The following is a 23,017-nucleotide window of genomic DNA, read 5'->3' as shown; positions in this document are numbered from 1 at the left end:
TAAAGCCATATTAGACTTATTTTAGAGTCTTTTTATGATATTATAAGCTGGATTCCGTGGTCGTAGCCACGGAATGACAGAATTTTTACCTCTTTATTTAAACGTTCGTACACTAGAGCACCTAAAGCAGGAATGACAGAGCGTGCTTTAATTATCCATGCAACAACGCTTTATTATAGAGGCGTCACGCTCTAATCATTCTTAAATAAATTTTTAGGCATTCTATAATAAATAGTTTTATAAAACTTATCACTTTGTGGGAATTTACGTTGCCGGATAGAAAAACTGCCGAAACCTCTTATTTCAATTCGCTTTTCCTCTTTAAGCGATCGCTGTAAATAATCTAAAACTAGCTTTACCGAATCTACAATATCTTCTTTAGAAAGATAATTTAATTCATTATGTATTTTATCAATAAGATGAGCCTTAGAATGAGATTTAGAGGAAGATTTAGTAGCCATTATTGAAAATTGCCTGCATTAAAAATTGCTTTTGCTCCGTGAAAATTATTTTTAAAGAAACTTGGGACAATATTATCAAAATCCTCAAAAATCATTTCAAATAATTTAGGTTTCGGTTTTAGTTTAAACTCTTTTATCTCTAACTCCGGACTAATCTTTCTAACATCATATAACCATTTTAATGCCGTATCTTCGGAGCCGACACTATCTACTAAATTGAGCTTTAAAGCTTGGCGCCCTGAATATATTCTACCGTCTGCTATTTTTTTCACCTCTACAAGCGGAATTTTTCGACGTAATACGACAAGCTCAATGAAATAATCATAGGTATCATAAATATTTTCCATTATAGCAATACGCACGGCTTCCGTAACTTTTTCGGTGGGATTCGGAACGGCTTTTAGTTCACCCGATTTAAAGCTAGTAAACTTAATTCCTAATTTTTCAGCCAAATCCGTGACTTCGGCAGTTTGTAGTATCACACCGATTGAGCCGGTAATCGTGCCGTTATGACTCACTATATAATCACCACCGAGAGATATTAAATAGCCGCCGCTTGCCGCCATCGTTCCCATGACTATCACCACCGGTTTTTTCTCGGATATTTTACGTAAGATATTATAAATTTTCTCTGACCCTACTACCGTTCCACCCGGTGAATTAACGTTAACTATCAACGCTTTAATTTGCGTATCATTAATTATTTTTTTGAGTTTTTTATCACGCTTTGCATCTTCAAGAATTATACCGTCTATTAGTATTGAAGCTATATATTCCTGATTAATAGGCAAGTTATCTTTCGATATAAAATTTTTACCGAGAATAGCAACTAAAACTATGATCAATAAAATCGCAATTAATTTCCAAATTAACAATTGTGATTTCTTCTGTCTTCTTTCAATTAAGTAATCAGGGCTTATATTCATTGCTTGCTTAATATTATTTAAAAAATATCTATCTGCTCAAATGCAAGTAGTATTACTCTAGTGGCGCGAAGAGTATTGTTGTGTAGAACGTTAAACGTCATTGCGAGGCGGGACGAAGTCTAGAGCGGCAATCCAGGAAAAAATGGCAAAAAATGCTATGAAACTTATTATTTTCTAGATTGCCGCGCTCCTTCCAGTCGCAGCTTTGTTGCATGGCTAATAATTTACCGTATTATGGTTATTATAAGTACGGTGTCATACCGTGGCTTGACCACGGTATCCAGAAAAACCTTAATAAAAAGACTGGATGCCGTGGTCAAGCCACGGCATGACACCGAAACACTTTACAAAAATTCGAGCCAGGCAACAACGCTCTTAAAAAAACATTAGAAATTATATAATTTTAAGTCAACAAAAAATTACCGTTTTATTAAAAAATATTATTAAACAACCTTAAGAGTCATTACGTCCTTTATATTTTTCATCCTCTTCGGCAACCTCATTTGCTTTGTTTTTTGATTCTTTAAATAAATATTCTATTTCTTTTTCAGTTTTTTCTGAACTATCTATAAAATATTTTAACGGAATATTTAAAATTTTTGCAAAAACATATAGCCTACTTACCGGTATTTTACTTAATCCTTCTTCGTATTTTTGTATTTGCTGAGTACTTATATCAATAGCTTTACCTAAATCTTTTTGGCTTACTCCCAAAGCAATGCGTCGTTGTTTTAGGCGCTCGCTAACAATCTTCTCAACATGTTTTCTTGATTTGTTCATCTTTATAATTAATTTAATTATTGAAATGTTTATTCAACTTTAGATGTATTATAATGATAGTTTTTTCTTAATCAAGTAACTTATTAAAAAATTTTTTATTTTTGTCTATGTATTATTCTGTTTATTAGATAATGAGTTGATAACATAGCAATAATAACTATTAAAATGCATTTATTGCCAAATCGTGAATATATAGTAGGATAATTAATTTTCTGAGGAATTAATCCGTCTATATAACCGATTTTATTTAAGTCTAATTTCTTTATTATGCGCCCTAAAGGGTCAATTATAGAGGAAATACCGTTATTTGCTACCCTAATCATAGGCAAACCGTTTTCCACGGCTCTGCTGCGACTAATTTGAAAATGCTGATAAGGGCCGCTCGATTCACCGTACCAAGCATCGTTAGTAATATTAATTATCAAATCGGCAATTTTATTTGAAGTACGAACAAAATCCGGAAAAATCGATTCATAACAAATAAGCGGTTTGATTTTAAGATTAAGCTTTTCAAGGTAAACAAGTTCTCTTTTTCCTTCGGTATAATCAACAAATCCGTGTGTTAGTTTTTTAAAGGGCAATATATTTTTTAAAGGCATATATTCCCCGAACGGGACTAAGTGAGATTTATGATATTCAAATAATTTACTACCGTTTTTTGCGACTGCATACATACTAGTATAAAGCTCAAAATCATCGCCCGGCTCCTCGTTACTATCTACTCCGCCGGTAATTAAAATTGCTTTAGACGGTCTTAACATTTTCAATAATTCAGACTTTACTTCCGGTTGATTAAAGGGAACTACTAATGCTGCTTCCGACCAAATAATTAAGTCGGCGGAAGAATCTTCGGACAATTTAATATGTAGCATTAAATTCTGCCAAAACTCGCCTGCATCCCATTTAGCGGTTTGCGCAATACTCGGTTGTATTAAGCGTACTTTGATATCGGAAAAATGAGTAGGATTATTATCTAATCTAACTTTGCCGTAAATAGTGATGATTGCTATTATAATAATCGAATTAATTAGTAATATTTTTAATTGCTTGTACTGCTTAGTGAATAACGGATAAAAACTAGTGGAAATATAAATCACGATAAAGCTAAGCCCGTATATCCCTATTATACTAACGGCTTGAATTAATATATCCGAAAATGAAAAAGCATAGCCTATAAGATTCCAAGGAAGACCGGTAAATATCCATGACCTAACCCACTCGAATAATATCCAATATAAACAAAATATAAATTGATAATATTCATTATCTCTCACAAAAAAACTACATATACAGCTAGCCGAAATAAAACAAGCTAAGATAAGCGGTAACCCTATTAACGCAAACGGAATAGCCCACCAAAATTCTTCAATATAAACAGTAATCCCAAGGCTAATCCAATACATACCAACCAAAAAATGCCCGAAACCGAATATAAAACTAACTATTGCCGCTTGCTGCCAATTTTTGCAGCTCTTAACCTGATAGCATAGATACGATAAAGTAAAGAGTAGCGGCAAAAAAAATGTCGGTGCAAAAACAAGCCCGCTAAGCATGCCGAGTAATAAAGAGGTTATTCTAGAGTTGAGCATATTATTTAATTTTGAAGTAATGTATATTTGCATAATTTCGAGAATTGAAAACTGTCACCCCGTGACTTGATCGGCGTTGTTGCATGGCTCTAAAAAAGTGCCGTATGTCATTCCCGCACAGGCGGGAATCCAGACTTTTTATTGTCATGCTGAACAAGTTTTGCGCATCTTTTTTAGTATATCCTGAAATAAATTCAGGATGACTTAAAAATATTTCCTGGATTCCCGCCTGCGCGGGAATGACATCAACCGCAACTTTTAAACTACCTTAGAAATTCGGTATATATAATTATTTACAAAATAATACATCATGCTATCATTCCAGCAAGGTTTTAATTATTTAAATAGAGGTAATAAATGTCAACTAACTTAGCGAGATTATTAGAAGGAAAAAAAGGGTTAATTACCGGCATTGCAAATAACATGTCCCTATCTTGGGCAATTGCTCAATTAGCCAAAAAACATGGGGCAAGGCTTGGTTTTACTTATCAATCGGAAATCCTTGAAAAACGCATAATGCCTTTAGCTGAAGAAGTAGATTGCGATTTTGTAACAATGTGTAATGTTACGGATGAAAATTCAATTAATAAGTTATTTGAAATTATTAAAGAAAAATGGGGAACATTTGACTTTCTCGTTCATTCTATGGCCTTTGCCGATAGAAATGAGTTAAAAGGGCGTTATATCGACACGAGCTTAGCCAATTTCCTAAATTCAATGAATATATCCTGTTACTCCCTTACAACATTTGCAAAACATGCAGAGCCTTTAATGACTGACAAGGGAAGTATTATAACGTTAACTTATTACGGTGCTGCAAAAGTAATCCCTAATTATAATGTTATGGGAGTCGCTAAAGCTGCATTAGAAGCAAGCGTTAAATATCTGGCAAGCGACATGGGTAGGAATAACATCAGAGTAAACGCTATTTCGGCAGGACCGATTAAAACACTTGCAGCTAGCGGTATTAGCGACTTTAATTCTATGCTTACCTCTCATGAAGCAAATTCACCGTTACGCCGAAACACTTCAGGGCAGGATGTAGCAGGAGCGGCGGTATATTTATTAAGCGAGCTATCTTCAGGCGTTACCGGTGAAATACATTATGTCGATTGCGGTTATAATATAATGGGCAGTAATAAGATTAAGGATTAGGCTGTATTTTTGTCGTTTTATACTTTTGTACTTTTTCAAAAATTTCGTTATTGTCATACCGTGACTTGACCCACTACTGTACGAACGTTTAAATAAAGAGGTAAAAATTCTGTCATTCCGTGGCTACGACCACTTCAGTCCAGCTTATAATATCATAAAAAGATTCTAAAATAAGTCTAATATGGCTTTATTTTCCTGGATGCCGTGATCAAGTCACGGCATGACACAGCCTTTTTTCAACGTTCGTACAATAGTGGACTTGACCACGGCATCCAGTTTTTTTAGGTCTTTTCTGTCACCCCGTGGTCAAGCCAGATTTGTTGCATGGCTACCGGAATCGTCATTGCGAGCGACTGGAGGCGTTGTTGCGTGGTTCTAAAAAAGTGCCGTATGTCATTCCCGCGAAAGCGGGAATCTAGATTTTTCTCTGTCATGCTGAACTTGTTTCAACATCTCATGTAATAGATCCTGAAATAAATTCAGGATGACTATAATTCTTCTAGATTCCCGCTTTCGCGGGAATGACATCGAAAATTCGAGCTATGCAACAACGTCGGTCAAGCCATGGTATGACAATAATATACTCCCGCTAAATTCAATATTTAAAAATACCCATGATTATTATAAATAACCTAGCTATGAGCTATGGTGTGAAAATATTATTTACCGACGTAAATCTTCACATAAAAAAAGGCAATAGATACGGGCTTGTCGGAGCTAACGGTGCAGGAAAAACTACCTTTTTTAAGGTTTTACTAAAAGAAGAAGAACCGGCTTTCGGTGAAATTAGTATTTCTAGAAACTCCAAAGTCGGCTGTTTAAAACAAGATCAATTTCGCTATGAAAATACGTTAATTATAGATACCGTAATTGCCGGCAAAGAAGAATTATGGAATGCCTTACAAGAAAAAAATAAATTACTTGAAAAAGTGGAATGTGATGAAAAAACAGGCTTTAGACTCGGTGAACTTGAGCAAATAATATATGATAATGACGGCTATACGGCAGAAATTTTTGCTGCAGAATTATTAGTTGGTCTCGGCATAAAAGAAGAATATCACTATCAACCGCTTTCGGTATTATCGGGCGGCTACAAGCTTCGAGTATTACTTGCTCAAGGGCTATTTAATAATCCTGATATATTATTACTTGATGAACCGACCAATCACCTTGATATAATTTCTATTTACTGGTTAGAGAATTACTTAAAAACTTTATTTAGAGGTACTTTAGTTTTTATCTCTCATGACCGCACTTTTCTTAATAATATTGCTAGTCATATTCTCGATATCGATTACGGTGAAATTAAGCCTTATACCGGCAATTATGATAATTTCATTCGAGAAAAACAATTAGTCGCCGAGCAAAAACTTAGTGAACATACCTTTTTAGAGAAAAAAATTGCTACAATGCAAGCAGGGATTGATAGATTCCGAGCAGGCACAAGAGCTAGGCAAAGTGCTTCAAGAGAAAAACAACTTGAAAAAATGCAGCTTCCTGATTTACAAAAATCTTCACGTATCAGCCCTGTCTTTAATTTTCAGCAAAACAGACCATCCGGAAAATTAGTATTAAAAGTTAATGATATTTCCAAAAGCTTTGCCGATAAAATAGTATTAAGTAAAGTGAATTTTACCGTTTCTAGAGGCGAAAAAATTATAATTATCGGTCCAAACGGCGTTGGAAAATCAACGCTTTTAAAAATTTTACTCGAAAAAATCCCGGCTGATTACGGTAGTTATGAATGGGGATATGAAACCCAAATTTCTTATTTTGCTCAAGACCATCATGAATTATTAAATGAAAATATTAGCATTCTTAACTGGTTAACAACTCAAGCCGAAACAGAGACTGATCGGACCATTCGCAGCACTTTAGGGCAAGTATTATTTCGTCAAGAAGAAGTGAATAAAAATATTCTAAGTTTAAGCGGCGGTGAAGGAGCAAGATTATTATTAGCGAAAATTATTCTAGAAAAAAGTAATGTCCTAGTACTTGATGAACCGACTAACCACTTAGATATCGAAGCTCGCAATACTTTAAAAGAAGCTTTAGTTAACTATGCAGGTACTTTAATCCTCGTTACTCATGATCGAGATTTTGCCGGCCATATTGCCACCAGAGTTATAGCTATTTCTCACAAATCTATAATAGATTTTAAAGGCAAATATGACGAATATTTAAGCAAATATAATAATGATTATTTGAATAGTAAGTGGGTAATAGATAATAAAAAATAACTAATGACATAAATCTTAATAATTGCTAGTATTTTATTGATATAATATTAATAATTATTAAACTTATATGAACTTATTAGAGCAATTACTTTTAGATAACAAAATATATCAAAATAAATTTAGACAAAATAAACTTTTCCAAATCGTTAAAGAAAATAAATTAAGTACCGACGCACAAAAAGAAAATTTTCTTAATTACTTTCAAATATGGTCAGATGAGTTTCAAAAAATGATTCTGGCAAGAATAGTCTTTTCTGAAGGCAAAAGCTATTCTAACCTTGGATGGCAGCATTTAGAAGAAGAATTCGGTCACAATTTACAGCTTTTAAGGAGCCGTAAAAATTATGCAGCTGTCGAAGACCCTGTTTTTGAAGCATTAGCTAGTTGGTTTACTATGAAAATGTTAACGCTTAGCGATGCTGAGCGAACCGTACTGATCCATTTAGTAATAGAATCCTGCGCTACTATATTTTATGAATATTTAGGACCTATCTTTTTAGATAATAAAGAAGAAGAACATTTTAATACTCACCAGGAACTTGATCCGGCGCATGAACAAATCGGCATAGATTTACTAAGAAAAATGAATATTACAGACTTGTCTTTAATAACCATTCAAAAAAAAGGCTGGGCGATGATTGAAGCTTTATTTACCCGCCTTGCCGAGAATTGTTTGAAATAGTTTTAAAATGATAGAAAAAAATAAACAAGTAAAAAAATTAATAAAATTAGTAAATAATATTTTTGGTAATGATATTTTTACTGTAGTGAATTATTGGTGTGATGAATCTTCGATTGGATTAAAAAAAGATAATAAACTAATTTACGTATGTATTTACAATAAAAATGGTTATTTCTATGAAAGTGAAATTTTGTTAGATGATCCTGAAGAACCTTATATAGTACAAGATAGCGAGAATGTCTCTGAAGAACAATTATTAGAAGTAATTAGTAAATTTTTTGAAATAGAAAGAAAAAAACTTAATTAATAGCGTCCTACCGAGACATAACTAGCTTTGTTGCATGGCTTAATAAAAAGCAGCAATATGTCATTCCTGCCTGACATTATTGCGTGGATCAGAAAATAGTAATTTTTGCTCATTTTTGCAAAGCGTTCTGTTGTCATACCGTGACTTGATCACGGTATCCAGTCTTTTTATCAAATTTTTTTCTGGATCCCGTGGTCGAAGCCGCGAGATGACATCATTTTATATGCTATTACCTATCTACGCAACAATGCCTTGCGAGAATGACATTATTGACGCTTTGGGGTATCCACGCAACAAATTAAATGATAGTTATTTCATCATTTCCTGATAAAACTACCCATGGATATTCGGGATCGTCTAATACTTGATAATTGAAATTAGGAACTTCATCAATATTATATATTCTATTTTCTGGAATCTCTATTTTAAGATGATCAGCTAATTTAGAAAAAGCATTATCCTTTGCCCATTTTTCTCTTACATCCTTAGGAAGTTGTTTATAATATTTTTCGATTTCTGCAACATTACCAAGTTCCCCTACAGAAAGTGTTTGTAATAATTCTTTTTTATATGCTTCCTTAGTACGGCCAACAAGCAAAATGGAACCAATCGCTAACGGCACTGCTATCCATCCAAACAATGTTACTACTCCTACAGTTGCGACGTTTATACCTAATGCACCGAGTTCTATTACTGCTTCTTTATTTTGTATATAGCTGTTATAGGACTTGTTAAGTTCTTCAATAATAAACTTATAATTTGTATCTTTATCTAAATCTTCCTCAACTTTCATAAATATTTATCTCTAATAAAATTAAATAGATTCCGTAGAGTCTAGTAGCATTGTTGCATGGATAGTTAAAAACGCTTTCGATGTCATTCCCGCGCAGGCGGGAATCCAGAAAAATTATAGTCATCCTGAATTTATTTCAGAATATCTTGAATTAGATGCGGCAAACTTGTTCAGCATGACAAAGAAAAGCCTAGATTCCCGCTTTTGCGGGAATGACATCCTTTTTGTGACAATTTTTGATCCATGCAACAACGCTGAGTCTAGTAAAAGATAAATTTTATTATTCGTCAAAAATTTATTTAATAGTTGTGTTAGTTTATTTTTTACTAGTGATTGAAAAACCATAGCTACTGAGTTAGCTCTTCATTCTGCTGTTCTACCGGCTCTATACCGTATAACGATATCATTCGCTCAATTACCCTACCGGCGGTGGGCGTAGCAGTCCAGCTGGCTGTTGCAAAGCCAAAGCTTTCTTTTGTCCCTTTCGGTTCATCAAACCTGATAAAAATAACATATTGCGGGTTAGATACGGGCAGTACACCTAAAAATGAGGAGGCTCTACTATTTTTTAGATATTTCTTTTTGCCGCCAAGGCCTTGTGAAAGCTTTTCCGCCGTACCGGTCTTACCGCCGACAAGATAGCCTTTTACTTCCGCTCTTTTGCCGTTACCGTCTTTTACTACCGATCTAAATAATTTCCTCATTTGGTTAGAGGTGTTTTCACTAAAAACCCTAGTTCCTACCGGATTATTTCCTTTTCTCTTTAACAATGTAAGATCATGTAACATACCGCCATTTACCACCGGTAACATTGCTTTAACAAAATGCAAGGGGCTAATTGAAATACTATAACCGTAAGACATAATAGCACTTGTTAATTCGTTCCATCTTTTTTCAGACGGAAAAAGTGGAGTGCCTCGTTCCGGTAACTCTATCTGCAACTGATCTAACAAGCCTAATTTCTTTAAATATTCTTTAAAATCTTTTTTACCGATTTCCAGCATAATTTGACTTGTGCCGATATTTGAGGAATGCAGAAAAATCTCAGGTACGCTATGCCACCCCTGCCTCGGTGTATAATCCTTAATCTGAAATCCTCCGACCTTCATGTAGCTTATATCATACGCATCATTCATAGTTATCGAATTAGTATCGAAGCCAACCGCCATCGTTAATGATTTAAAGACCGAACCCATTTCATAAATACCGAGGCTCGCCGTGTTAAACAACTCTTCCGGCTTGGCTAAATTAGGGTAATGAGGGTCAAAATCCGGTTTATTTACTAACGCTAAAATCTCTCCGTTATTCGGATTAGCAATAATCCCTACCGCTCCTATGGCGTTAAACTGTTTGAATGTTTTATCGATTTCTTCACTTAAGATATTTTGCAGCCTTATATCGATAGATAATTTAAGAGGTTCTTTTTGATTTCCCGGCTCGCTTAAATTTGGATCGGAGTTGGTCAAAAATTTATCGTAAGCAAGTTCAAGCCCGCTAAGACCCACAAGATCCCTACCCACATAACCCACAATATGAGATAATAAATTAGAAAAAGTATAAATTCGTTTTTGCTCTTCTTCAAATTCAAAACCCGGTAATCCTAAATTAGCAATTTTTTCTTGTTCTATCGGGGATAAATTTCTTTTTACCCAGACAAAACTTTTATTTGATTTAAGTTCTGCTAATAATTTTGTTTTATTAATTTCAGGTAATATTTCTGCCAATCTGTCTATTGAGGTTTTAGGATTGATAATTATTTGAGGGTTGGCAAATAATGAAGATGAAGGTACGTTAACCGCTAATAAATTATCGTTACGATCAACTATTTCTTTTCTAAATTGATTATGTTTTTTTGAATACCCGGCATTTTTATCATAGCCGTTTGTGGCAACTATTATTAAACGATAGGATAAACTACAAAAAAGGAAAGCAAAACCGCACATAACTATTATTAATCTTGCCTTGATGTTTTTGTTACAAACATTCCAATTGATAAGATTTTTGATAGCAGGTTTTAGCTTTTCTAAAGTTTTTTTCATATTACAGTGATGTCATTCCCGCGCAGGCGGGGCGTTGTTGCATGGCTCGAAATCCTTATAAAAAAACCCCGTCATTGCGAGGAGGGACGTAGGCCCGACGTGGCAATCCAGGAAAAAATAGCAAAAAATGCTATGAAACTTATTATTTTCTAGATTGCCGCGCTCCGCACAAATGCTCGCAATGACGTTTAAGGTATTCTTTAAAAGTACCGTGGTGTCATACCGTGGCTTGACCCACTACTGTACGAACGTTGAAAAAAGGCTGTGTCATGCCGTGACTTGATCACGGCATCCAGGAAAATAAAGCCATATTAGACTTATTTTAGAATCTTTTTATGATATTATAAGCTGGACTGAAGTGGTCGTAGCCACGGAATGACAGAATTTTTACCTCTTTATTTAAACGTTCGTACACTAGTGGGCTTGACCACGGTATCCAGCGTTGTCGTCATCCTGAATTTATTTCAGGATCTACTCAAAAAGATGCTGAAACAAGTTCAGCATGACTTTTTGTTTCTGGATGCCGTGGTCACGCACGGCATGACACCATACTTGTAATACACCTCAAAAACCTAAACCTCATTCCTTTACTCTACTTGAAACGGTTTGAACATATTTACTATTAACAATTTTTTTATAACGCCATTTATTACCGCCCCCGGAAATTTTAGAAATATTAATATTTTGATTAAATTTCACATATTGCACATCATTCGGAGCTAACGGGTCTTTTATCATCTGAGAAGATTTAATAGTGTCCAATTGCAAATAAGCACCGGAGAGTTTTTTAAGTCTTGACGGTGAAATAAGATAGGCTTTTTCTGCTTTCAAAAGGTGGATATTATTGGTTTCGTCGTTAATCTGTTTTAATACGCTACTCAATTGATAATCAAGTGTTGAAACTTTATTTTTAATACTAAACAAGATATAAATAGCAATAATTATTACCGTCAATACTAAATAATGAAATTTTTTAATACTCATATCTATTTTACCCCTGCACTTTTTCGGCAGCTCTAAGCTTTGCCGACCTAGAACGCGGATTTACGGAAGTTTCTTTATCTGAAGGATGTAGCGCTTTATTAGTAATAATTTTAAGCCATTTTTCCGGATTTACGATTACGGCAGATTCCTTTGCATATTTAGATTTAGCTACTATTTTTTCGGAATTTTCTCGAAAAAAACTTTTTACGATTCTATCTTCCAACGAATGAAAAGATACGATTATTAACCGCCCATTTTTCTCTAATATATTACGCACATTTGCTAAAAATCCTTCAAGCTCTCCAAGTTCATTATTTACATAAATACGAATAGCTTGAAAAGTTTTAGTCGCCGAGTCAATTTTACCCTTTCTAAAACCGATACTATTATGGACTATTAAAGCTAATTTTGCCGTACTATCGATTCTTTCGTTTTTTCTATATTCAACAATTCTTTTTGCAATCCTTCGTGAGAAAGTCTCATCACCGTATTTATAAATAATATCGGCTATTTCCTGCTCTTCCGCGCTATTAATAAAATCCTCAGCACTAAATCCTTCGTTGCTCATTCTCATATCTAAAGGTCCGTCATGTGAAAATGAAAATCCTCTAGCCGCTATATCTAGCTGCATCGAAGACACACCTAAATCTAATATCACGCCGTTAAATTTTTTCTCACCTAATTTAGCAAAACTACCGGCAAAATTTGTTTCAATAAAATCAAACCTACCCGGATAATTTTTGGTAATTTCCGCAGCTCGCAACTTAACACTCGGATCACGATCCAAAGCCGTAACATAACAATTGCAGGAATTTAAAATTGCTTCGCTATATCCTCCTGCTCCAAAAGTACAGTCTAAATAAGATTCTCCGACTTTTGGCTTCAGATTCTTTAGCACTTCCTGTAACATTACCGGCTTATGAGGTTGAGACATAACTAAATATTCTTTAAAGTCAATCGACTATTTTGAGCAATTTCTCTAGCATGCGCTAAATACTCTGCAAAATTTTGCGGTTGCCAAACTTCAAAAATCACTCCTTTACCGACAAAACAAGCTTGATCTTCAATACCTGCATGCTGCATTAAAGATTGCGGTAAAATAACTCTTCCCTCTCCGTCAAACGAAAGCTGCACAGCTTCCCCAAATATTATGGTCTCAAACGCATCACGCTCTTCGGAATAAGGATCAAGCGTCTCGATCATCTGCTTTAATTTCTCGATATGTGAAATACCGCAAGCCTCTATACAATTATTCCTAATCGACGGATAAGCAATTACACCGTTAAATAATTCTTTTCCTAGTACCGCACGGTAATTTGCCGGCACCGATACCCTGCTCTTTTTATCAACACCATTTACACACTTCGATAAAAATACATTCATTGGTATAATTTGGGTTAACTTGGGATTTAATGGAAAATTACAGAATATTATAGGAATATTATAGAGTCAAGAGGTTTTAATAGGTATGAGTTAAATTATTAACTTGTATTTTAACAAGTGAGTAACATATAATTGAAAAAATTTAAGGAAATTGAAATGCTAGTTATTAAAACTTATGATTATTTATCCATGCTAATACGAAAAATTATTAAGCAGAATAATATTATTAAAAAACGTAAAGCAGGCTATTGGAAAAATAAAGTGGTTATAAAAGAGGATTTTGATGACTTACCCGATGATTTTATGGATTTTTTTAAATAAATTTCTATCATATATTTACCTTGAAAATTCATATTATTTAATATATTAATTTAGCTTTAATAATAAGCGTGGGGGTTTTTATGTTTAGACAAAACAGCATTCTATTTATTGCGGACGAAAACGGCGTAATTCATATCCCAGAACAAATATCTAATCTTTCCATGATTCCCTTAAACTTTGAAGATAATCAAAATATTCAAGAAGAACCTACTAATATTACGCCGGAAACATTGTTTGAAGCATTCTACGATCAGGATAACAAAAATGCTGCTCAACTTAAATCTCTTATTGAACAGGCTTTTGCTCAAGGCATTGACCCGAATATTACAGATAAATATGGTGGTAACCTTCTATCTTCTACTTATTACCTGAATTCTGAAGATATAACTCAATTTTTATTAAAAAAAGGGCTTAATCCTAATATTCAAGACATATTAGGATATACTCTTTTACATCATGCGGGACTTAGTTTGAGAAATCAAAAAGAAGAAATTAATATAGCAGAACTTCTTCTTAAAAATGGTGCTCTAACAGAATTAACAAATGCATCCGGTTACACACCTCTTCAAAGAGCTGTTGATGAGGGGCATAAAGAAATAGTCAAATTATTACTACAATACGGTGCTGATCTTAATCCAAAGGCTATCTCATCTGGTATTCATAAAGACAAAAGCCTAATAGAATTAGTACCCGATGATACACCGGAATTAAAGGCTTTCTTACAGCTTGCGAAAGCATGTAAAGATAATGATTTTAGCATAATAGTTACTTCTGTAGCTATAAAAGAATTTTTTGACTGGAAAATATCAATAAAGCCTAAAGATATTAATTGCAACTTTAAGCTTTTTTCTAAACATTTAAGTGAATTATATAATTTCAAAGAATTTCTAAGAACTAAACCAGAGTTTGATAGTCAGGAACTAAAAAAGTTAAATGATACTCTAAATCTCTATACAAACGCTGAATATTTAAAGGAAGATGAGACCCCGACTTTAACTTTAAAAACCTTATTAGAGTTTAATATTACAAAAAATCCTGAATTATATAAGGTACATCCTAAAGTTACTGACCTATCTACCGATATAGTAGAAAAACTTAAAGAAGATTATGAGATTCAATTAACCGGTAAAGTAAATAAAGCAACAGAAAGCATAATAGAAGAATAAGCAAATGTTGTGTGGATGGGTAAAGCAGCAGTATGTTATTCCCGTTGCCTTTTATGTCATTCCTGCGAAAGCAGGAATCCAGACTAAAAAGCCTTAGCTTGTAAGGCTTTTTTCTATATAATTGTAAGTTATCGTTACATCTTTAGTTTAATTTTTCTGGATTCCTGCTTTCGCAGGAATGACACCGAAAATTTGATCCACGCAAGAATGACATTAAAAGCGTTTTTACCCCTCAAAGTAACAACAACCCGAATATACTACTCGCATATCAAAGATTAGGTTCTGTGAACAAGATTTAAATTATTTATATTTTAAAGTATTTTTGCACGAAAATTGATAAGATTTTTGCCGAAATAGCTATTCCTATTTCAAAAAAATCTTATAATTTGCAGTCAAAAAGAGCTAAAATATATTAATTTAAATCTTGTTCACAGAACCTAATAGCTTATAGTTAAATTTTTCAAATTTAAAATTTAACTATATGTCCGGCATTCCGATAGATAATATTATAGTCTTTATATATCTAATATCGATTTTACTGATCGGTATATATTATCGTGCTAGGCATAGTAGTTTTAAAAATTATGCAAATGTTGGAGGGAGCGCTAAAAATAGTAGATTACTCTTAATAGCTACAATATTTGCCAGCTCCGTCGGCGGTGCTACTACTTTCGGGATTACGGAAAAAGCATTTTCCGGTTATGCATATTACGGCTATGCTCTAATACTTACGTTGCCGATCGATATATTAATCGCTATTTACGTAGTACCGCGTATTGCTGACCATTACGGAGCCGAAAGTGTCGGGGATATAATGAGTAAATATTACGGCTATGCCGGACGTCTTATCGGCGGCTTTAGTTCAGTTGTCGTATCTATCGGCTTTGTGGCAGCGCAAATTAGCGTCAGCGGCTATATTTTTCAGTATATTTTAAAGATAAACTATATTGAAGGCGTAATTTTAAGCTATAGCATCGTACTAATTTATACTACCGTCGGCGGGCTGCAATCAATTATATTCACCAATTTATTACAATTTTTTGCGATGATACTTGCTATACCGATTATAACTATCATCGGCTTAAATAAAATCGGTACAATGACTTTCTTTAGCAACTTATCTAGTAACCAAGCAAATTTTGACCGATCTAACTTACTACCCATGACAATTGCTGCCACATTAAGTTTTTGCGTGATGAATCTATACCCAACCTTTATTCAACGAGCTTTAATTAATAAAAACCCTACTCAAACAACTAAAGCAATATACGCAAAATCTGTTATATACGTAGTTTTTTTAATATGCGTTACTTTAAACGGATTAATTGCTTATAATCTTTATCCAAACCAACCTTCTAATTTGGTACTACCATACTTGATTAACCGGATAATACCGCCGTTTGTGCAAGGGGTCGTAATAACCGGCTTGCTTGCGGCGGTTATGTCTACTGCCGATTCCGATTTAAACGTGACATCGGTAGCTTTGGTAAAAGATATACTGAACCCTATTTTTAAAGTCAAAAACCAACAAAAGTTGTTATTGATTGCTAGGGTTACTAATCTCATAATAGGGAGTTTTGCCATACTGGTAGCCTTAAAATTTAATAATGTTATTGATTTGGTAGTATTTATTACCGGTTTTTGGGGACCGGTAATATTAGTACCGCTAGTAATGGCTTTGTTTGGTATTGTCATATCGACAAAAATAATGGTCTTATCATCGGTAAGCGGTTTACTCGCTTTTTTTATGTGGGAACATTTTTCTCTGCAGTATTTTTATTTTAAAGGCGTCTTTGTCGGTACGATGACAAGCCTTTTGGTCTTTGGTTTGGAAGTTATTAGGAGGAAATTGTAGGTATTAGTTCGATGTACGGTATCATGCCTGCACTCTATATCATTCCCGCAAAAGCGGGAATCTAGAAAAATACTTTTAAGTCGTCCTGAAAGGAAAGACCGGATTCCTGCCTTCGCGGGGGAATGACATCGAAAATTGCCGGAGATTTTAGCGAATTTCTAGATATAGGGGATCAGTTGCCTATAGCTGGAATCTCTTATTAGAATACTCATTAATGGGCTGCCAAAATAACCGGTTTATTAGCACGACAAATAGCGACATCATTCCGACCCCTAAAATTATTTTGTTAAAATCCGCCGCTACCGTCATTTCTGCTATATAACTGCCAAGACCTTTAGCTACTATTTTTTGATCACCGAAATTAATAACCTCAGCAACAATACTTGCATTCCACGCTCCGCCGCAAGCGGTAATGCTACCTACAATAAAATAAGGGGTAATTGCCGGTAACATTACTTCTTTCCACCATTCTAAACCTTTGACGTTTAAAATTTTTGTCGCGTCTTTAAGCTCACTAGGCAAAGACGATACCCCGACTATAACGTTAAATAATATATACCACTGCGTACCCATAATCATTAAAGGGCTAAGCCAAATATTAGGATTTAAATCATATTTAGTGATTATAATAAAAACTATCGGGAATAATAAATTTATCGGGAAGGCGGCAAAGAATTGAGTAAAGGGCTGGATAATTGCCGTTAACCGAGGACGAAGTCCGATATATATACCGATAGGCACCCAAAATAGCGAAGCAAGAATTATCAAAACTATAATCCGCAATAGAGTAATCGAGGCTAAAATAAATACTTTAACAATTTCATGCCAACCTATATTACGTAAAAAAGAACCTATATAAAAAAGAGCAACCGCTCCGCTAACAATTAATATGAAATACCATAGATAATTTAACCATAATTTATTACGATTATTTTCCGTAATTTCGGGAGTGTTTACTGCAAGGTTATTTACACCGTTAAATAAAGGGAAATAAAGAAGAAATTCTGCAACATATATTAAAGGTGAAAAAATTTTTTTAACAATTATACTTCTTTGAAATATAGTTAATACCCATGAATAAGTTGCTTTAATTCCGGTGGAGGTTTCATAACGAAACCTATCCGACCATACTATTAACGGACGCAATAATAACTGATCATATAATATAATTATTAGCGACATTGCTAGCACCGCGTATAAAATTGCCGCCGTATTTTGTTGCCCGATTGCTAAATATATATATGACCCGATACCGGGCAAGGTAATTTTGTTATTACCTACCATAATTACCTCGGAAGCTACTACAAAAAACCAACTACTAGACATTGACACCACCATATTCCACACTAAAGAAGGAATAGCAAAAGGAACTTCTATTTGCCAAAATTTGCGCCACCCTGACATTTTAAAAATACTAGCCGCATCGTTTAATTCTGCCGGCACGGTTTTAAACGATTGATAACAACTAAAAATCATATTCCAGACTTGCGAGGTGAAAATAGCAAATATAGCTGCACATTCCGCCCCCATAATACTAGAAGGGAAAAGAGCTAAGAAAGCCGTAACGGTAAATGAAATATAGCCGAGAATCGGTACCGACTGCAAAATATCTAATAATGGAATTAAAATTTGCTCTAGCTTAGGGTTTTTAGCGGCAAGCGTTGCATATATCAGAGTGAAAATTAAAGAGATGACCATTGCAATCATCATCCGCAATAGGGTCCTAAAAGAGTAGCCTATTAAATTACTATATTCAAGGGAAACCGGATCAAGCGTTAGAGTATTTAGCGGCTGGGTCATTTCCTTCAAGCCCCAAGAGATAAATATAAAAGCGGCAATAACTAAACTAAAGGCCAAAAAATTAAAAAATAACGATAAGCCGTTCTTTTTTTTGTACAAAAAATATTTAGCAGGATGCCTAACCATTATTAAATAGTCTCCATTAAATATTCTCCGTAATTTTCGCTTGTTTTAATAAACGTTCTACTTCAGCGGCGTTATCAAACCCGTGATCATAATGAAACCGAATATCCGGAGAAAATTTCATGTTAATTTTCTGAGTTATAAAATTTCGTATAACATTTTTGGAATTATTCAAAGCTTCCATAAGCTCTGCTTCTTTCAAATTAGTATTAAAAGGCAAAAAATAACAATTTGCGAGTTTCAAATCCCCCGTTACTAAAACTTTTGTGATCGTTACCGGACAATCAAGAAGCCGCCCGTCAAGCATTCGTCCACGCCTTAATATTTCAATTAAAGCTTCATTTATTAAAGTTGCTACTTTATGTTGTCTATGTGAATTTGTTTTATCTAGTTTTTTCATAAGGTTAGATATTTTATTTAATAGTTAATGATATTGTCACCCCGTGTCTTGACCACGGGGTCCAGAAAAAAATAAGTACTGGATACCGTGGTCAAGCCACGGTATGACAGCTTTTTACATTAACGAAGTATACAATACGATTCCATAATAACATGCTTTCACTATACAACCAACGCTTAAAAGCTTTAAAAAATTTATTCTAAAAAAACCGGCAAATAAAGAAATAAAACTTCCCCAAAAAGGAAAAATTATTAAAGAAAGCAAAATTACATCATATTTTAAACAAAATTGTGCAAATTTTTTATGTCTTAGGATATTTTTCTCATCTTTAGAAAAATAAAAAATATTTAGTAATATTCTGCCGAAAATATAATTTACGGTAATAGCGGCAAGGCAGGCGCAAACAGCTACTAACAGCATCATTAAAGGATTGTAAATGCCAAACATTTTCATCGAATGAAATATTAGTTCGCGCTGAAATCCTATAGCAAGGTTAGCAACAAAACTATCAACAAATAATAAGCTATATGTTTCAAATGGTGTCATGTTAATATTTTAAAATTTAAAGAACAAAAACCGTCATTGCGAGGAGGGACAGGCATTGTTGCATGGCTCGATAAAACAACAGTATGTCATTCCCGCGCAGGCGGGAATCCAGAAAATTAATAGTCATCCTGAATTTATTTCAGGATCTATTAATGAGATGCTGAACCAAGTTCAGCATGACAAAAAAGCCTGGATTCCCGCCTACGGGCGTTGTTGCATGGCTACCAGAATCGTCATTGCGAGGAGGCATTTATGCCGACGTGGCAATCAAGTATAAACATATTTTTATACTAAACTTGTTTAGTATTCTAATTAAATCCCTCATTACATTCGGGATAGCCTGGATTGCCGCAGCCACTTCGTGGCTTCGCAATGACGAGTTTTTTATTAATTTTCGAGCCGTGCAACAACGCCCCGCCTACGCGGGAATGACATCGAGAACGTTTGACTATCCTCACAATAACCATCCACACGCAATGATATCTACCTTAATTCATATTATTAACTGATAATACTAGAAGTTTGTACATATATTTAGTAATATCTCTATCATATAAATAAAAATAATTAATAATGAAAAAACAAATTATTTATCCTAAATTAATTCCACGGATTTTTTCTTCGGCTTTAGATTTAGCTTTATTATCACTCGTAACATTTCCTATTTTACATTATTGTTCTTCGAGTTTAATGGTTTTTTTCTATAAAGACTATTTTATTAAACATAATATCGAGCTATATAATTATGCCCAAATGTTTATCGCGACCGTAAGACCGGAATTTGCGGATTATCTTCAAGCCGGTAATTTTAACAAATATCTCTCATATAATATTTCCATGCTCATCACTAACTTAACAATACTCGGTTCTTATTTTGTCGGTTTTTGGTATTATAAAGGAGCAACGCTTAGTAAAATGATTATGCATATGAAAATAGTTGATGCAGCAACTCTTGCAAAGCCGACAATATGGCAGTTAATAAGAAGATTTTTAGGGTATATGACTTTTCCGATCGGCATTTGGCTTGTTCTTTTTTCTTCGCAAAGGCAAGCTTTGCATGATAAAATTGCCGGTACGGTAGTTATTAAAACTTAGTATATTGCTTATAATGTCATTCCCGCCTGCACGGGAATCTAGAAAATTAATAGTCATCCTGAATTTATTTCAGGATCTATTAATGAGATGCTGAAACAAGTTCAGCATGACAAAAAAGCCTGGATTCCCGACTGCGCGGGAATGACATCAAAAATTCGAGCCAGGCAACAAAACCCGCCGCAGCTAGGAATGACATCAATCTCAACTTTTCAGATTATATTTGAGTATAATATATGAACGATACCAACGAAATAGAGCAATTAATCTATCTTTTTTCTAAGCTGCCCGGTCTTGGCGGACGCTCTGCTCGGCGCATTGTTTTATATCTGTTACAAGATAAAGACGTAAGATTGAAAGGATTAATTACTAATTTAATAAATGTCGAAAATAAAATAGTAAAATGCGAGATTTGCGGCAATATGGATACCGCTAATATCTGCCGTATTTGTTCATCTCCGGTGCGAGATAAAGCCGTTATTGCTATCGTGGAAACGGTGGCGGAATTATGGGCTATGGAACGTAGCGGTATTTTTAAAGGCGGGTATCATGTGCTAGGTCATAATTTATCGGCGGCAGCTAGGCAAAACCCTTCAGTATTAAGGTTACCGGAGTTGCTTACTAGATGCCGAGAAGAAAATATTGAGGAAATTATTATAGCCACCAATTCCACGCTAGAAGGTCAAACCACCGCTTATTTTATTACCGAATATTTAAAATCCCATCCTGCTAAGGTTTCACGTCTAGCCAGCGGTATACCTATCGGCGGGGAATTAGACTATTTGGATGAAGGAACGCTATCGGCAGCTATTACTCTACGCCAACCGTTTGAATAATATAGCTTCGATCTATTGCAGTCTATACATCAAATTTTGTGAGTCTTGCTTGTACTCACGTACAAGTGTACGCTGTGCAAGCTCGCTCTAAAATTTAATGTCTATACTACAATAGCTCTTTGCTATACCAAATTCTGCAATTATTAGTATGTGATATGAAATATGTTTTACTTACTAGAAGTATCGAAGGAAATAAAGAGACTATTGAAGAAATAGCAAAGCATAATATCAATAATTTAGGCTTTCATTATATCCACTGCCCTTTAATCGAGTATAAAAATTTAAACCTTTCTCCAGAAATTCTCGGTAATTATTCTAATATAATTATAACTAGTAAATATGCTGCCAATATCCTTAGAGAATGGCAAAATAATAACTATAACATTTGGGTAGTAGGAGAAGCTTCAAAGGCAATTTTAGAGCGTAGCGGTTTTATAGTAAAATACGCCGCAAAAAACGTCGATGATTTGATTAAGCATTTTCCAAGCCGGTTATATAATCAAACAATATATTTATCTTCCAACGAAATCACTCGCGATTTACCATCCCAAATAAAGAGGCAAATTATCTATAACGTAAAATATTTAGAGCAACTACCGCCAATAGAATTGTTTAAAAGCAATATAGATTATATTTTGCTTTACTCACAAAACAGCGCTAAAATATTCAAAAAATTATTACTGCAAAATCATTTATCGGAAGTGTTGCAAAACTCATTAGTCATAGCTATTAGCTTGAAAGTAGCAAATATAATTAGACCTTTTAGTAAAAATGTGGTTTATTGTAATAATGAAAATTCACATACAATAATAAATTTATTAATGCATGATGCAAAAATCCGAAATCAATCTTAAAAATAAAAATATTTTTTCTATAGCGGTAATATTAATATTTATGCTACTTGCTTTTATGCTTTATTATAATAGAGCTGAAATTTTTAAGTTATTTAGCAATGAAGTTACTCCTTATAAAGAAGATATTTTACCTATAAACAATATTGACAATGTGACTACTAGCAAAAATGAGCAACCGAGCGAATCTTCTTCGGCTAAATCTTTAATAAATTACGTAAATTCATTTATTCCCCCTATTCCTGTAGTTCCTACCGCTAGCATTAATTTTGATATAAATGATTATCGTAATTACTTATTAAACGTGAATCTATTAATATTTAATTTTTTACAAGATCAAAATTATACTAAACAATTGCAAGCAATAGAAATAATCTCATTGCCACCGGAGATAAAAAATATTTTAGCCGATTTAAATAGGTATAATAACAATTATTTGCTCGGTAAAATTGCAAGCACTGAAAAAATTTTCCCTGTTAATTATCGATGGTTAGAAAAATTTATAAAAATAGAAAAAAAATCTTCCGCTGAAAAAGAGAAAGAGCAATTACACGCTGCTATTTTGGAAAAGTTAGAATTTTTTATTAACTTTTTTTATTCGGAGAAATTTGTACTGCGTCATCCTGAATTTATTTCAGGATCTCTTTTAATAGATGCGGCAAACTTGTTCAGCATGACTTTTTGAGTA

General features: G+C 34.0%; 33 protein-coding genes. 18 read left to right on the top strand and 15 right to left on the bottom strand.

Annotation, left to right across the window (positions count from 1 at the left end):
* Nucleotides 1–191 precede the first annotated feature (191 nt).
* Both AAHM91_RS01090 and sppA read right to left on the bottom strand, forming a co-directional pair.
* A complete protein-coding gene (locus AAHM91_RS01090; protein WP_253307483.1) occupies nucleotides 192–461 on the bottom strand; it encodes an HU family DNA-binding protein in 270 nt (89 codons plus the stop codon).
* Complete coding sequence (gene sppA, locus AAHM91_RS01085) at nucleotides 461–1,387, bottom strand: signal peptide peptidase SppA (RefSeq protein ID WP_253307482.1); 927 nt, start codon at nucleotides 1,385–1,387, stop codon at nucleotides 461–463. The genes AAHM91_RS01090 and sppA overlap by 1 nt, the downstream gene beginning before the upstream one ends.
* A 234-nt stretch (nucleotides 1,388–1,621) precedes the next feature.
* Between sppA and AAHM91_RS01080 the strand changes: the two genes are divergently transcribed.
* A complete protein-coding gene (locus tag AAHM91_RS01080) occupies nucleotides 1,622–1,777 on the top strand; it encodes a palindromic element RPE4 domain-containing protein (protein ID WP_342269587.1) in 156 nt (51 codons plus the stop codon).
* 63 nt (nucleotides 1,778–1,840) lie between these two features.
* On the opposite strand, the gene AAHM91_RS01075 is transcribed toward AAHM91_RS01080, so the two are convergent.
* Nucleotides 1,841–2,167, bottom strand: a complete 327-nt coding sequence (locus AAHM91_RS01075; RefSeq protein WP_253307481.1) for a helix-turn-helix domain-containing protein — start codon at nucleotides 2,165–2,167, stop codon at nucleotides 1,841–1,843.
* A gap of 95 nt (nucleotides 2,168–2,262) precedes the next feature.
* Nucleotides 2,263–3,756 carry an apolipoprotein N-acyltransferase gene (gene lnt, locus AAHM91_RS01070; protein ID WP_342269586.1) on the bottom strand — a complete coding sequence of 498 codons (1,494 nt, stop codon included), beginning with the start codon at nucleotides 3,754–3,756 and terminating at the stop codon, nucleotides 2,263–2,265.
* 357 nt (nucleotides 3,757–4,113) lie between these two features.
* Between lnt and fabI the strand changes: the two genes are divergently transcribed.
* A complete protein-coding gene (fabI, locus tag AAHM91_RS01065) occupies nucleotides 4,114–4,911 on the top strand; it encodes an enoyl-ACP reductase FabI (protein ID WP_253307479.1) in 798 nt (265 codons plus the stop codon).
* Between the two features lie 281 nt (nucleotides 4,912–5,192).
* Here fabI and AAHM91_RS01060 read toward each other — a convergent pair whose 3' ends face one another.
* On the bottom strand, nucleotides 5,193–5,345 hold the full coding sequence (locus AAHM91_RS01060; protein WP_342269585.1) for a hypothetical protein: 153 nt from the start codon (nucleotides 5,343–5,345) through the stop codon (nucleotides 5,193–5,195).
* Between the two features lie 50 nt (nucleotides 5,346–5,395).
* On the opposite strand from AAHM91_RS01060, the gene AAHM91_RS01055 reads away from it, so the two are divergent.
* From AAHM91_RS01055 to AAHM91_RS01040, 4 genes are all read left to right on the top strand, one after another.
* Nucleotides 5,396–5,542: a hypothetical protein gene (locus AAHM91_RS01055; RefSeq protein WP_342269584.1), complete on the top strand. Its 147-nt coding sequence runs from the start codon at nucleotides 5,396–5,398 to the stop codon at nucleotides 5,540–5,542.
* The gene (locus tag AAHM91_RS01050; RefSeq protein ID WP_342269583.1) at nucleotides 5,526–7,151 is read left to right on the top strand and encodes an ABC-F family ATP-binding cassette domain-containing protein; all 1,626 of its coding nucleotides are present in this window, start codon (nucleotides 5,526–5,528) and stop codon (nucleotides 7,149–7,151) included. Before AAHM91_RS01055 ends, AAHM91_RS01050 begins: the two co-directional genes overlap by 17 nt.
* A 67-nt stretch (nucleotides 7,152–7,218) precedes the next feature.
* A complete protein-coding gene (locus AAHM91_RS01045) occupies nucleotides 7,219–7,833 on the top strand; it encodes a heme oxygenase-like domain-containing protein (RefSeq protein WP_342269582.1) in 615 nt (204 codons plus the stop codon).
* A gap of 7 nt (nucleotides 7,834–7,840) precedes the next feature.
* Nucleotides 7,841–8,140: a hypothetical protein gene (locus tag AAHM91_RS01040; protein WP_342269581.1), complete on the top strand. Its 300-nt coding sequence runs from the start codon at nucleotides 7,841–7,843 to the stop codon at nucleotides 8,138–8,140.
* 298 nt (nucleotides 8,141–8,438) lie between these two features.
* On the opposite strand, the gene AAHM91_RS01035 is transcribed toward AAHM91_RS01040, so the two are convergent.
* From AAHM91_RS01035 to AAHM91_RS01025, 3 genes are all read right to left on the bottom strand, one after another.
* A complete protein-coding gene (locus AAHM91_RS01035; RefSeq protein WP_342269580.1) occupies nucleotides 8,439–8,933 on the bottom strand; it encodes a hypothetical protein in 495 nt (164 codons plus the stop codon).
* Nucleotides 8,923–9,057 carry a hypothetical protein gene (locus tag AAHM91_RS01030; protein ID WP_342269579.1) on the bottom strand — a complete coding sequence of 45 codons (135 nt, stop codon included), beginning with the start codon at nucleotides 9,055–9,057 and terminating at the stop codon, nucleotides 8,923–8,925. The genes AAHM91_RS01035 and AAHM91_RS01030 overlap by 11 nt, the downstream gene beginning before the upstream one ends.
* Before the next feature lie 223 nt (nucleotides 9,058–9,280).
* Nucleotides 9,281–10,972: a peptidoglycan D,D-transpeptidase FtsI family protein gene (locus tag AAHM91_RS01025; RefSeq protein WP_342269578.1), complete on the bottom strand. Its 1,692-nt coding sequence runs from the start codon at nucleotides 10,970–10,972 to the stop codon at nucleotides 9,281–9,283.
* Between the two features lie 9 nt (nucleotides 10,973–10,981).
* Between AAHM91_RS01025 and AAHM91_RS01020 the strand changes: the two genes are divergently transcribed.
* From AAHM91_RS01020 to AAHM91_RS01010, 3 genes are all read left to right on the top strand, one after another.
* Entirely contained in the window at nucleotides 10,982–11,125 is a 144-nt protein-coding gene (locus tag AAHM91_RS01020) for a hypothetical protein (RefSeq protein WP_342269577.1), read from the top strand.
* Nucleotide 11,126: 1 nt separating this feature from the next.
* Nucleotides 11,127–11,255, top strand: coding sequence for a hypothetical protein (locus tag AAHM91_RS01015; RefSeq protein WP_342269576.1), 129 nt, complete (start codon nucleotides 11,127–11,129; stop codon nucleotides 11,253–11,255).
* Nucleotides 11,256–11,347: 92 nt separating this feature from the next.
* Entirely contained in the window at nucleotides 11,348–11,530 is a 183-nt protein-coding gene (locus tag AAHM91_RS01010; RefSeq protein ID WP_342269575.1) for a hypothetical protein, read from the top strand.
* Nucleotides 11,531–11,551: 21 nt separating this feature from the next.
* Here the strand turns inward: AAHM91_RS01010 and ftsL are convergent, their stop codons facing one another.
* The 3 genes from ftsL to mraZ are packed head-to-tail and all read right to left on the bottom strand — an operon-like array spanning nucleotide 11,552 to nucleotide 13,339.
* On the bottom strand, nucleotides 11,552–11,956 hold the full coding sequence (ftsL, locus tag AAHM91_RS01005) for a cell division protein FtsL (RefSeq protein ID WP_253307473.1): 405 nt from the start codon (nucleotides 11,954–11,956) through the stop codon (nucleotides 11,552–11,554).
* Nucleotides 11,957–11,963: 7 nt separating this feature from the next.
* Nucleotides 11,964–12,890, bottom strand: a complete 927-nt coding sequence (gene rsmH / locus AAHM91_RS01000) for a 16S rRNA (cytosine(1402)-N(4))-methyltransferase RsmH (RefSeq protein ID WP_342269574.1) — start codon at nucleotides 12,888–12,890, stop codon at nucleotides 11,964–11,966.
* Between the two features lie 2 nt (nucleotides 12,891–12,892).
* Nucleotides 12,893–13,339, bottom strand: coding sequence for a division/cell wall cluster transcriptional repressor MraZ (gene mraZ / locus AAHM91_RS00995; RefSeq protein ID WP_342269573.1), 447 nt, complete (start codon nucleotides 13,337–13,339; stop codon nucleotides 12,893–12,895).
* A gap of 132 nt (nucleotides 13,340–13,471) precedes the next feature.
* Between mraZ and AAHM91_RS00990 the strand changes: the two genes are divergently transcribed.
* The 3 genes from AAHM91_RS00990 to AAHM91_RS00980 all read left to right on the top strand — a co-directional run bounded on the left by AAHM91_RS00990 (nucleotide 13,472) and on the right by AAHM91_RS00980 (nucleotide 16,681).
* The gene (locus AAHM91_RS00990; protein ID WP_341792848.1) at nucleotides 13,472–13,660 is read left to right on the top strand and encodes a hypothetical protein; all 189 of its coding nucleotides are present in this window, start codon (nucleotides 13,472–13,474) and stop codon (nucleotides 13,658–13,660) included.
* Nucleotides 13,661–13,740: 80 nt separating this feature from the next.
* Nucleotides 13,741–14,826 carry an ankyrin repeat domain-containing protein gene (locus tag AAHM91_RS00985; protein ID WP_342269572.1) on the top strand — a complete coding sequence of 362 codons (1,086 nt, stop codon included), beginning with the start codon at nucleotides 13,741–13,743 and terminating at the stop codon, nucleotides 14,824–14,826.
* 481 nt (nucleotides 14,827–15,307) lie between these two features.
* A complete protein-coding gene (locus AAHM91_RS00980) occupies nucleotides 15,308–16,681 on the top strand; it encodes a sodium:solute symporter family protein (RefSeq protein ID WP_253307468.1) in 1,374 nt (457 codons plus the stop codon).
* A 180-nt stretch (nucleotides 16,682–16,861) separates the two neighbouring features.
* On the opposite strand, the gene AAHM91_RS00975 is transcribed toward AAHM91_RS00980, so the two are convergent.
* From AAHM91_RS00975 to AAHM91_RS00965, 3 genes are all read right to left on the bottom strand, one after another.
* Nucleotides 16,862–18,580, bottom strand: a complete 1,719-nt coding sequence (locus AAHM91_RS00975) for an ABC transporter permease (RefSeq protein WP_342269571.1) — start codon at nucleotides 18,578–18,580, stop codon at nucleotides 16,862–16,864.
* 43 nt (nucleotides 18,581–18,623) lie between these two features.
* A complete protein-coding gene (rbfA, locus tag AAHM91_RS00970) occupies nucleotides 18,624–19,004 on the bottom strand; it encodes a 30S ribosome-binding factor RbfA (protein WP_342269570.1) in 381 nt (126 codons plus the stop codon).
* A gap of 114 nt (nucleotides 19,005–19,118) precedes the next feature.
* Nucleotides 19,119–19,550 (bottom strand): DedA family protein, encoded by a 432-nt coding sequence (locus tag AAHM91_RS00965; protein ID WP_253307465.1) that lies wholly within the window; start codon nucleotides 19,548–19,550, stop codon nucleotides 19,119–19,121.
* Between the two features lie 58 nt (nucleotides 19,551–19,608).
* On the opposite strand from AAHM91_RS00965, the gene AAHM91_RS00960 reads away from it, so the two are divergent.
* On the top strand, nucleotides 19,609–19,827 hold the full coding sequence (locus AAHM91_RS00960) for a hypothetical protein (RefSeq protein ID WP_341792854.1): 219 nt from the start codon (nucleotides 19,609–19,611) through the stop codon (nucleotides 19,825–19,827).
* Nucleotides 19,828–19,858: 31 nt separating this feature from the next.
* Here the strand turns inward: AAHM91_RS00960 and AAHM91_RS00955 are convergent, their stop codons facing one another.
* Entirely contained in the window at nucleotides 19,859–20,008 is a 150-nt protein-coding gene (locus tag AAHM91_RS00955; protein WP_342269569.1) for a hypothetical protein, read from the bottom strand.
* Between the two features lie 115 nt (nucleotides 20,009–20,123).
* On the opposite strand from AAHM91_RS00955, the gene AAHM91_RS00950 reads away from it, so the two are divergent.
* The 5 genes from AAHM91_RS00950 (at nucleotide 20,124) to AAHM91_RS00930 (ending at nucleotide 23,014) form a co-directional block, all read left to right on the top strand.
* Nucleotides 20,124–20,645, top strand: coding sequence for an RDD family protein (locus AAHM91_RS00950; RefSeq protein ID WP_341792856.1), 522 nt, complete (start codon nucleotides 20,124–20,126; stop codon nucleotides 20,643–20,645).
* 87 nt (nucleotides 20,646–20,732) lie between these two features.
* A complete protein-coding gene (locus tag AAHM91_RS00945; RefSeq protein ID WP_342269568.1) occupies nucleotides 20,733–20,882 on the top strand; it encodes a hypothetical protein in 150 nt (49 codons plus the stop codon).
* Nucleotides 20,879–21,478 carry a recombination mediator RecR gene (gene recR / locus AAHM91_RS00940; RefSeq protein ID WP_342269567.1) on the top strand — a complete coding sequence of 200 codons (600 nt, stop codon included), beginning with the start codon at nucleotides 20,879–20,881 and terminating at the stop codon, nucleotides 21,476–21,478. Before AAHM91_RS00945 ends, recR begins: the two co-directional genes overlap by 4 nt.
* 155 nt (nucleotides 21,479–21,633) lie before the next feature.
* A complete protein-coding gene (locus AAHM91_RS00935; RefSeq protein WP_342269566.1) occupies nucleotides 21,634–22,332 on the top strand; it encodes a uroporphyrinogen-III synthase in 699 nt (232 codons plus the stop codon).
* Nucleotides 22,304–23,014 (top strand): hypothetical protein, encoded by a 711-nt coding sequence (locus AAHM91_RS00930; protein ID WP_342269565.1) that lies wholly within the window; start codon nucleotides 22,304–22,306, stop codon nucleotides 23,012–23,014. The genes AAHM91_RS00935 and AAHM91_RS00930 overlap by 29 nt, the downstream gene beginning before the upstream one ends.
* Nucleotides 23,015–23,017: the final 3 nt, after the last annotated feature.

It is taken from the genome of Rickettsia endosymbiont of Orchestes rusci, assembly GCF_964030945.1.
Classification (GTDB): domain Bacteria; phylum Pseudomonadota; class Alphaproteobacteria; order Rickettsiales; family Rickettsiaceae; genus Rickettsia.
This window is presented reverse-complemented; position numbering and strand designations above follow the sequence as displayed.

Bases quoted from the DNA above. Each gene is read 5' to 3' on its own strand.
- fabI (WP_253307479.1), top strand. From the start codon at position 4,114: ATGTCAACTAACTTAGCGAGATTATTAGAAGGAAAAAAAGGGTTAATT.
- AAHM91_RS01055 (WP_342269584.1), top strand. From the start codon at position 5,396: ATGACTATAATTCTTCTAGATTCCCGCTTTCGCGGGAATGACATCGAA.
- recR (WP_342269567.1), top strand. From the start codon at position 20,879: ATGAACGATACCAACGAAATAGAGCAATTAATCTATCTTTTTTCTAAG.
- AAHM91_RS00965 (WP_253307465.1), bottom strand. From the start codon at position 19,550: ATGACACCATTTGAAACATATAGCTTATTATTTGTTGATAGTTTTGTT.
- AAHM91_RS00945 (WP_342269568.1), top strand. From the start codon at position 20,733: ATGCTGAAACAAGTTCAGCATGACAAAAAAGCCTGGATTCCCGACTGC.
- AAHM91_RS01035 (WP_342269580.1), bottom strand. From the start codon at position 8,933: ATGAAAGTTGAGGAAGATTTAGATAAAGATACAAATTATAAGTTTATT.
- AAHM91_RS01025 (WP_342269578.1), bottom strand. From the start codon at position 10,972: ATGAAAAAAACTTTAGAAAAGCTAAAACCTGCTATCAAAAATCTTATC.
- AAHM91_RS00935 (WP_342269566.1), top strand. From the start codon at position 21,634: ATGAAATATGTTTTACTTACTAGAAGTATCGAAGGAAATAAAGAGACT.
- AAHM91_RS01050 (WP_342269583.1), top strand. From the start codon at position 5,526: ATGATTATTATAAATAACCTAGCTATGAGCTATGGTGTGAAAATATTA.
- AAHM91_RS01020 (WP_342269577.1), top strand. From the start codon at position 10,982: ATGTCATTCCCGCGCAGGCGGGGCGTTGTTGCATGGCTCGAAATCCTT.
- AAHM91_RS01090 (WP_253307483.1), bottom strand. From the start codon at position 461: ATGGCTACTAAATCTTCCTCTAAATCTCATTCTAAGGCTCATCTTATT.
- AAHM91_RS01040 (WP_342269581.1), top strand. From the start codon at position 7,841: ATGATAGAAAAAAATAAACAAGTAAAAAAATTAATAAAATTAGTAAAT.
- AAHM91_RS00980 (WP_253307468.1), top strand. From the start codon at position 15,308: ATGTCCGGCATTCCGATAGATAATATTATAGTCTTTATATATCTAATA.
- AAHM91_RS00930 (WP_342269565.1), top strand. From the start codon at position 22,304: ATGATGCAAAAATCCGAAATCAATCTTAAAAATAAAAATATTTTTTCT.
- sppA (WP_253307482.1), bottom strand. From the start codon at position 1,387: ATGAATATAAGCCCTGATTACTTAATTGAAAGAAGACAGAAGAAATCA.
- lnt (WP_342269586.1), bottom strand. From the start codon at position 3,756: ATGCTCAACTCTAGAATAACCTCTTTATTACTCGGCATGCTTAGCGGG.
- AAHM91_RS01010 (WP_342269575.1), top strand. From the start codon at position 11,348: ATGACAGAATTTTTACCTCTTTATTTAAACGTTCGTACACTAGTGGGC.
- AAHM91_RS00985 (WP_342269572.1), top strand. From the start codon at position 13,741: ATGTTTAGACAAAACAGCATTCTATTTATTGCGGACGAAAACGGCGTA.
- AAHM91_RS01030 (WP_342269579.1), bottom strand. From the start codon at position 9,057: ATGACTATAATTTTTCTGGATTCCCGCCTGCGCGGGAATGACATCGAA.
- rsmH (WP_342269574.1), bottom strand. From the start codon at position 12,890: ATGTCTCAACCTCATAAGCCGGTAATGTTACAGGAAGTGCTAAAGAAT.
- ftsL (WP_253307473.1), bottom strand. From the start codon at position 11,956: ATGAGTATTAAAAAATTTCATTATTTAGTATTGACGGTAATAATTATT.
- AAHM91_RS01080 (WP_342269587.1), top strand. From the start codon at position 1,622: ATGGTTATTATAAGTACGGTGTCATACCGTGGCTTGACCACGGTATCC.
- AAHM91_RS01075 (WP_253307481.1), bottom strand. From the start codon at position 2,167: ATGAACAAATCAAGAAAACATGTTGAGAAGATTGTTAGCGAGCGCCTA.
- AAHM91_RS00950 (WP_341792856.1), top strand. From the start codon at position 20,124: ATGAAAAAACAAATTATTTATCCTAAATTAATTCCACGGATTTTTTCT.
- AAHM91_RS01045 (WP_342269582.1), top strand. From the start codon at position 7,219: ATGAACTTATTAGAGCAATTACTTTTAGATAACAAAATATATCAAAAT.
- AAHM91_RS01060 (WP_342269585.1), bottom strand. From the start codon at position 5,345: ATGACAGAGAAAAATCTAGATTCCCGCTTTCGCGGGAATGACATACGG.
- mraZ (WP_342269573.1), bottom strand. From the start codon at position 13,339: ATGAATGTATTTTTATCGAAGTGTGTAAATGGTGTTGATAAAAAGAGC.
- rbfA (WP_342269570.1), bottom strand. From the start codon at position 19,004: ATGAAAAAACTAGATAAAACAAATTCACATAGACAACATAAAGTAGCA.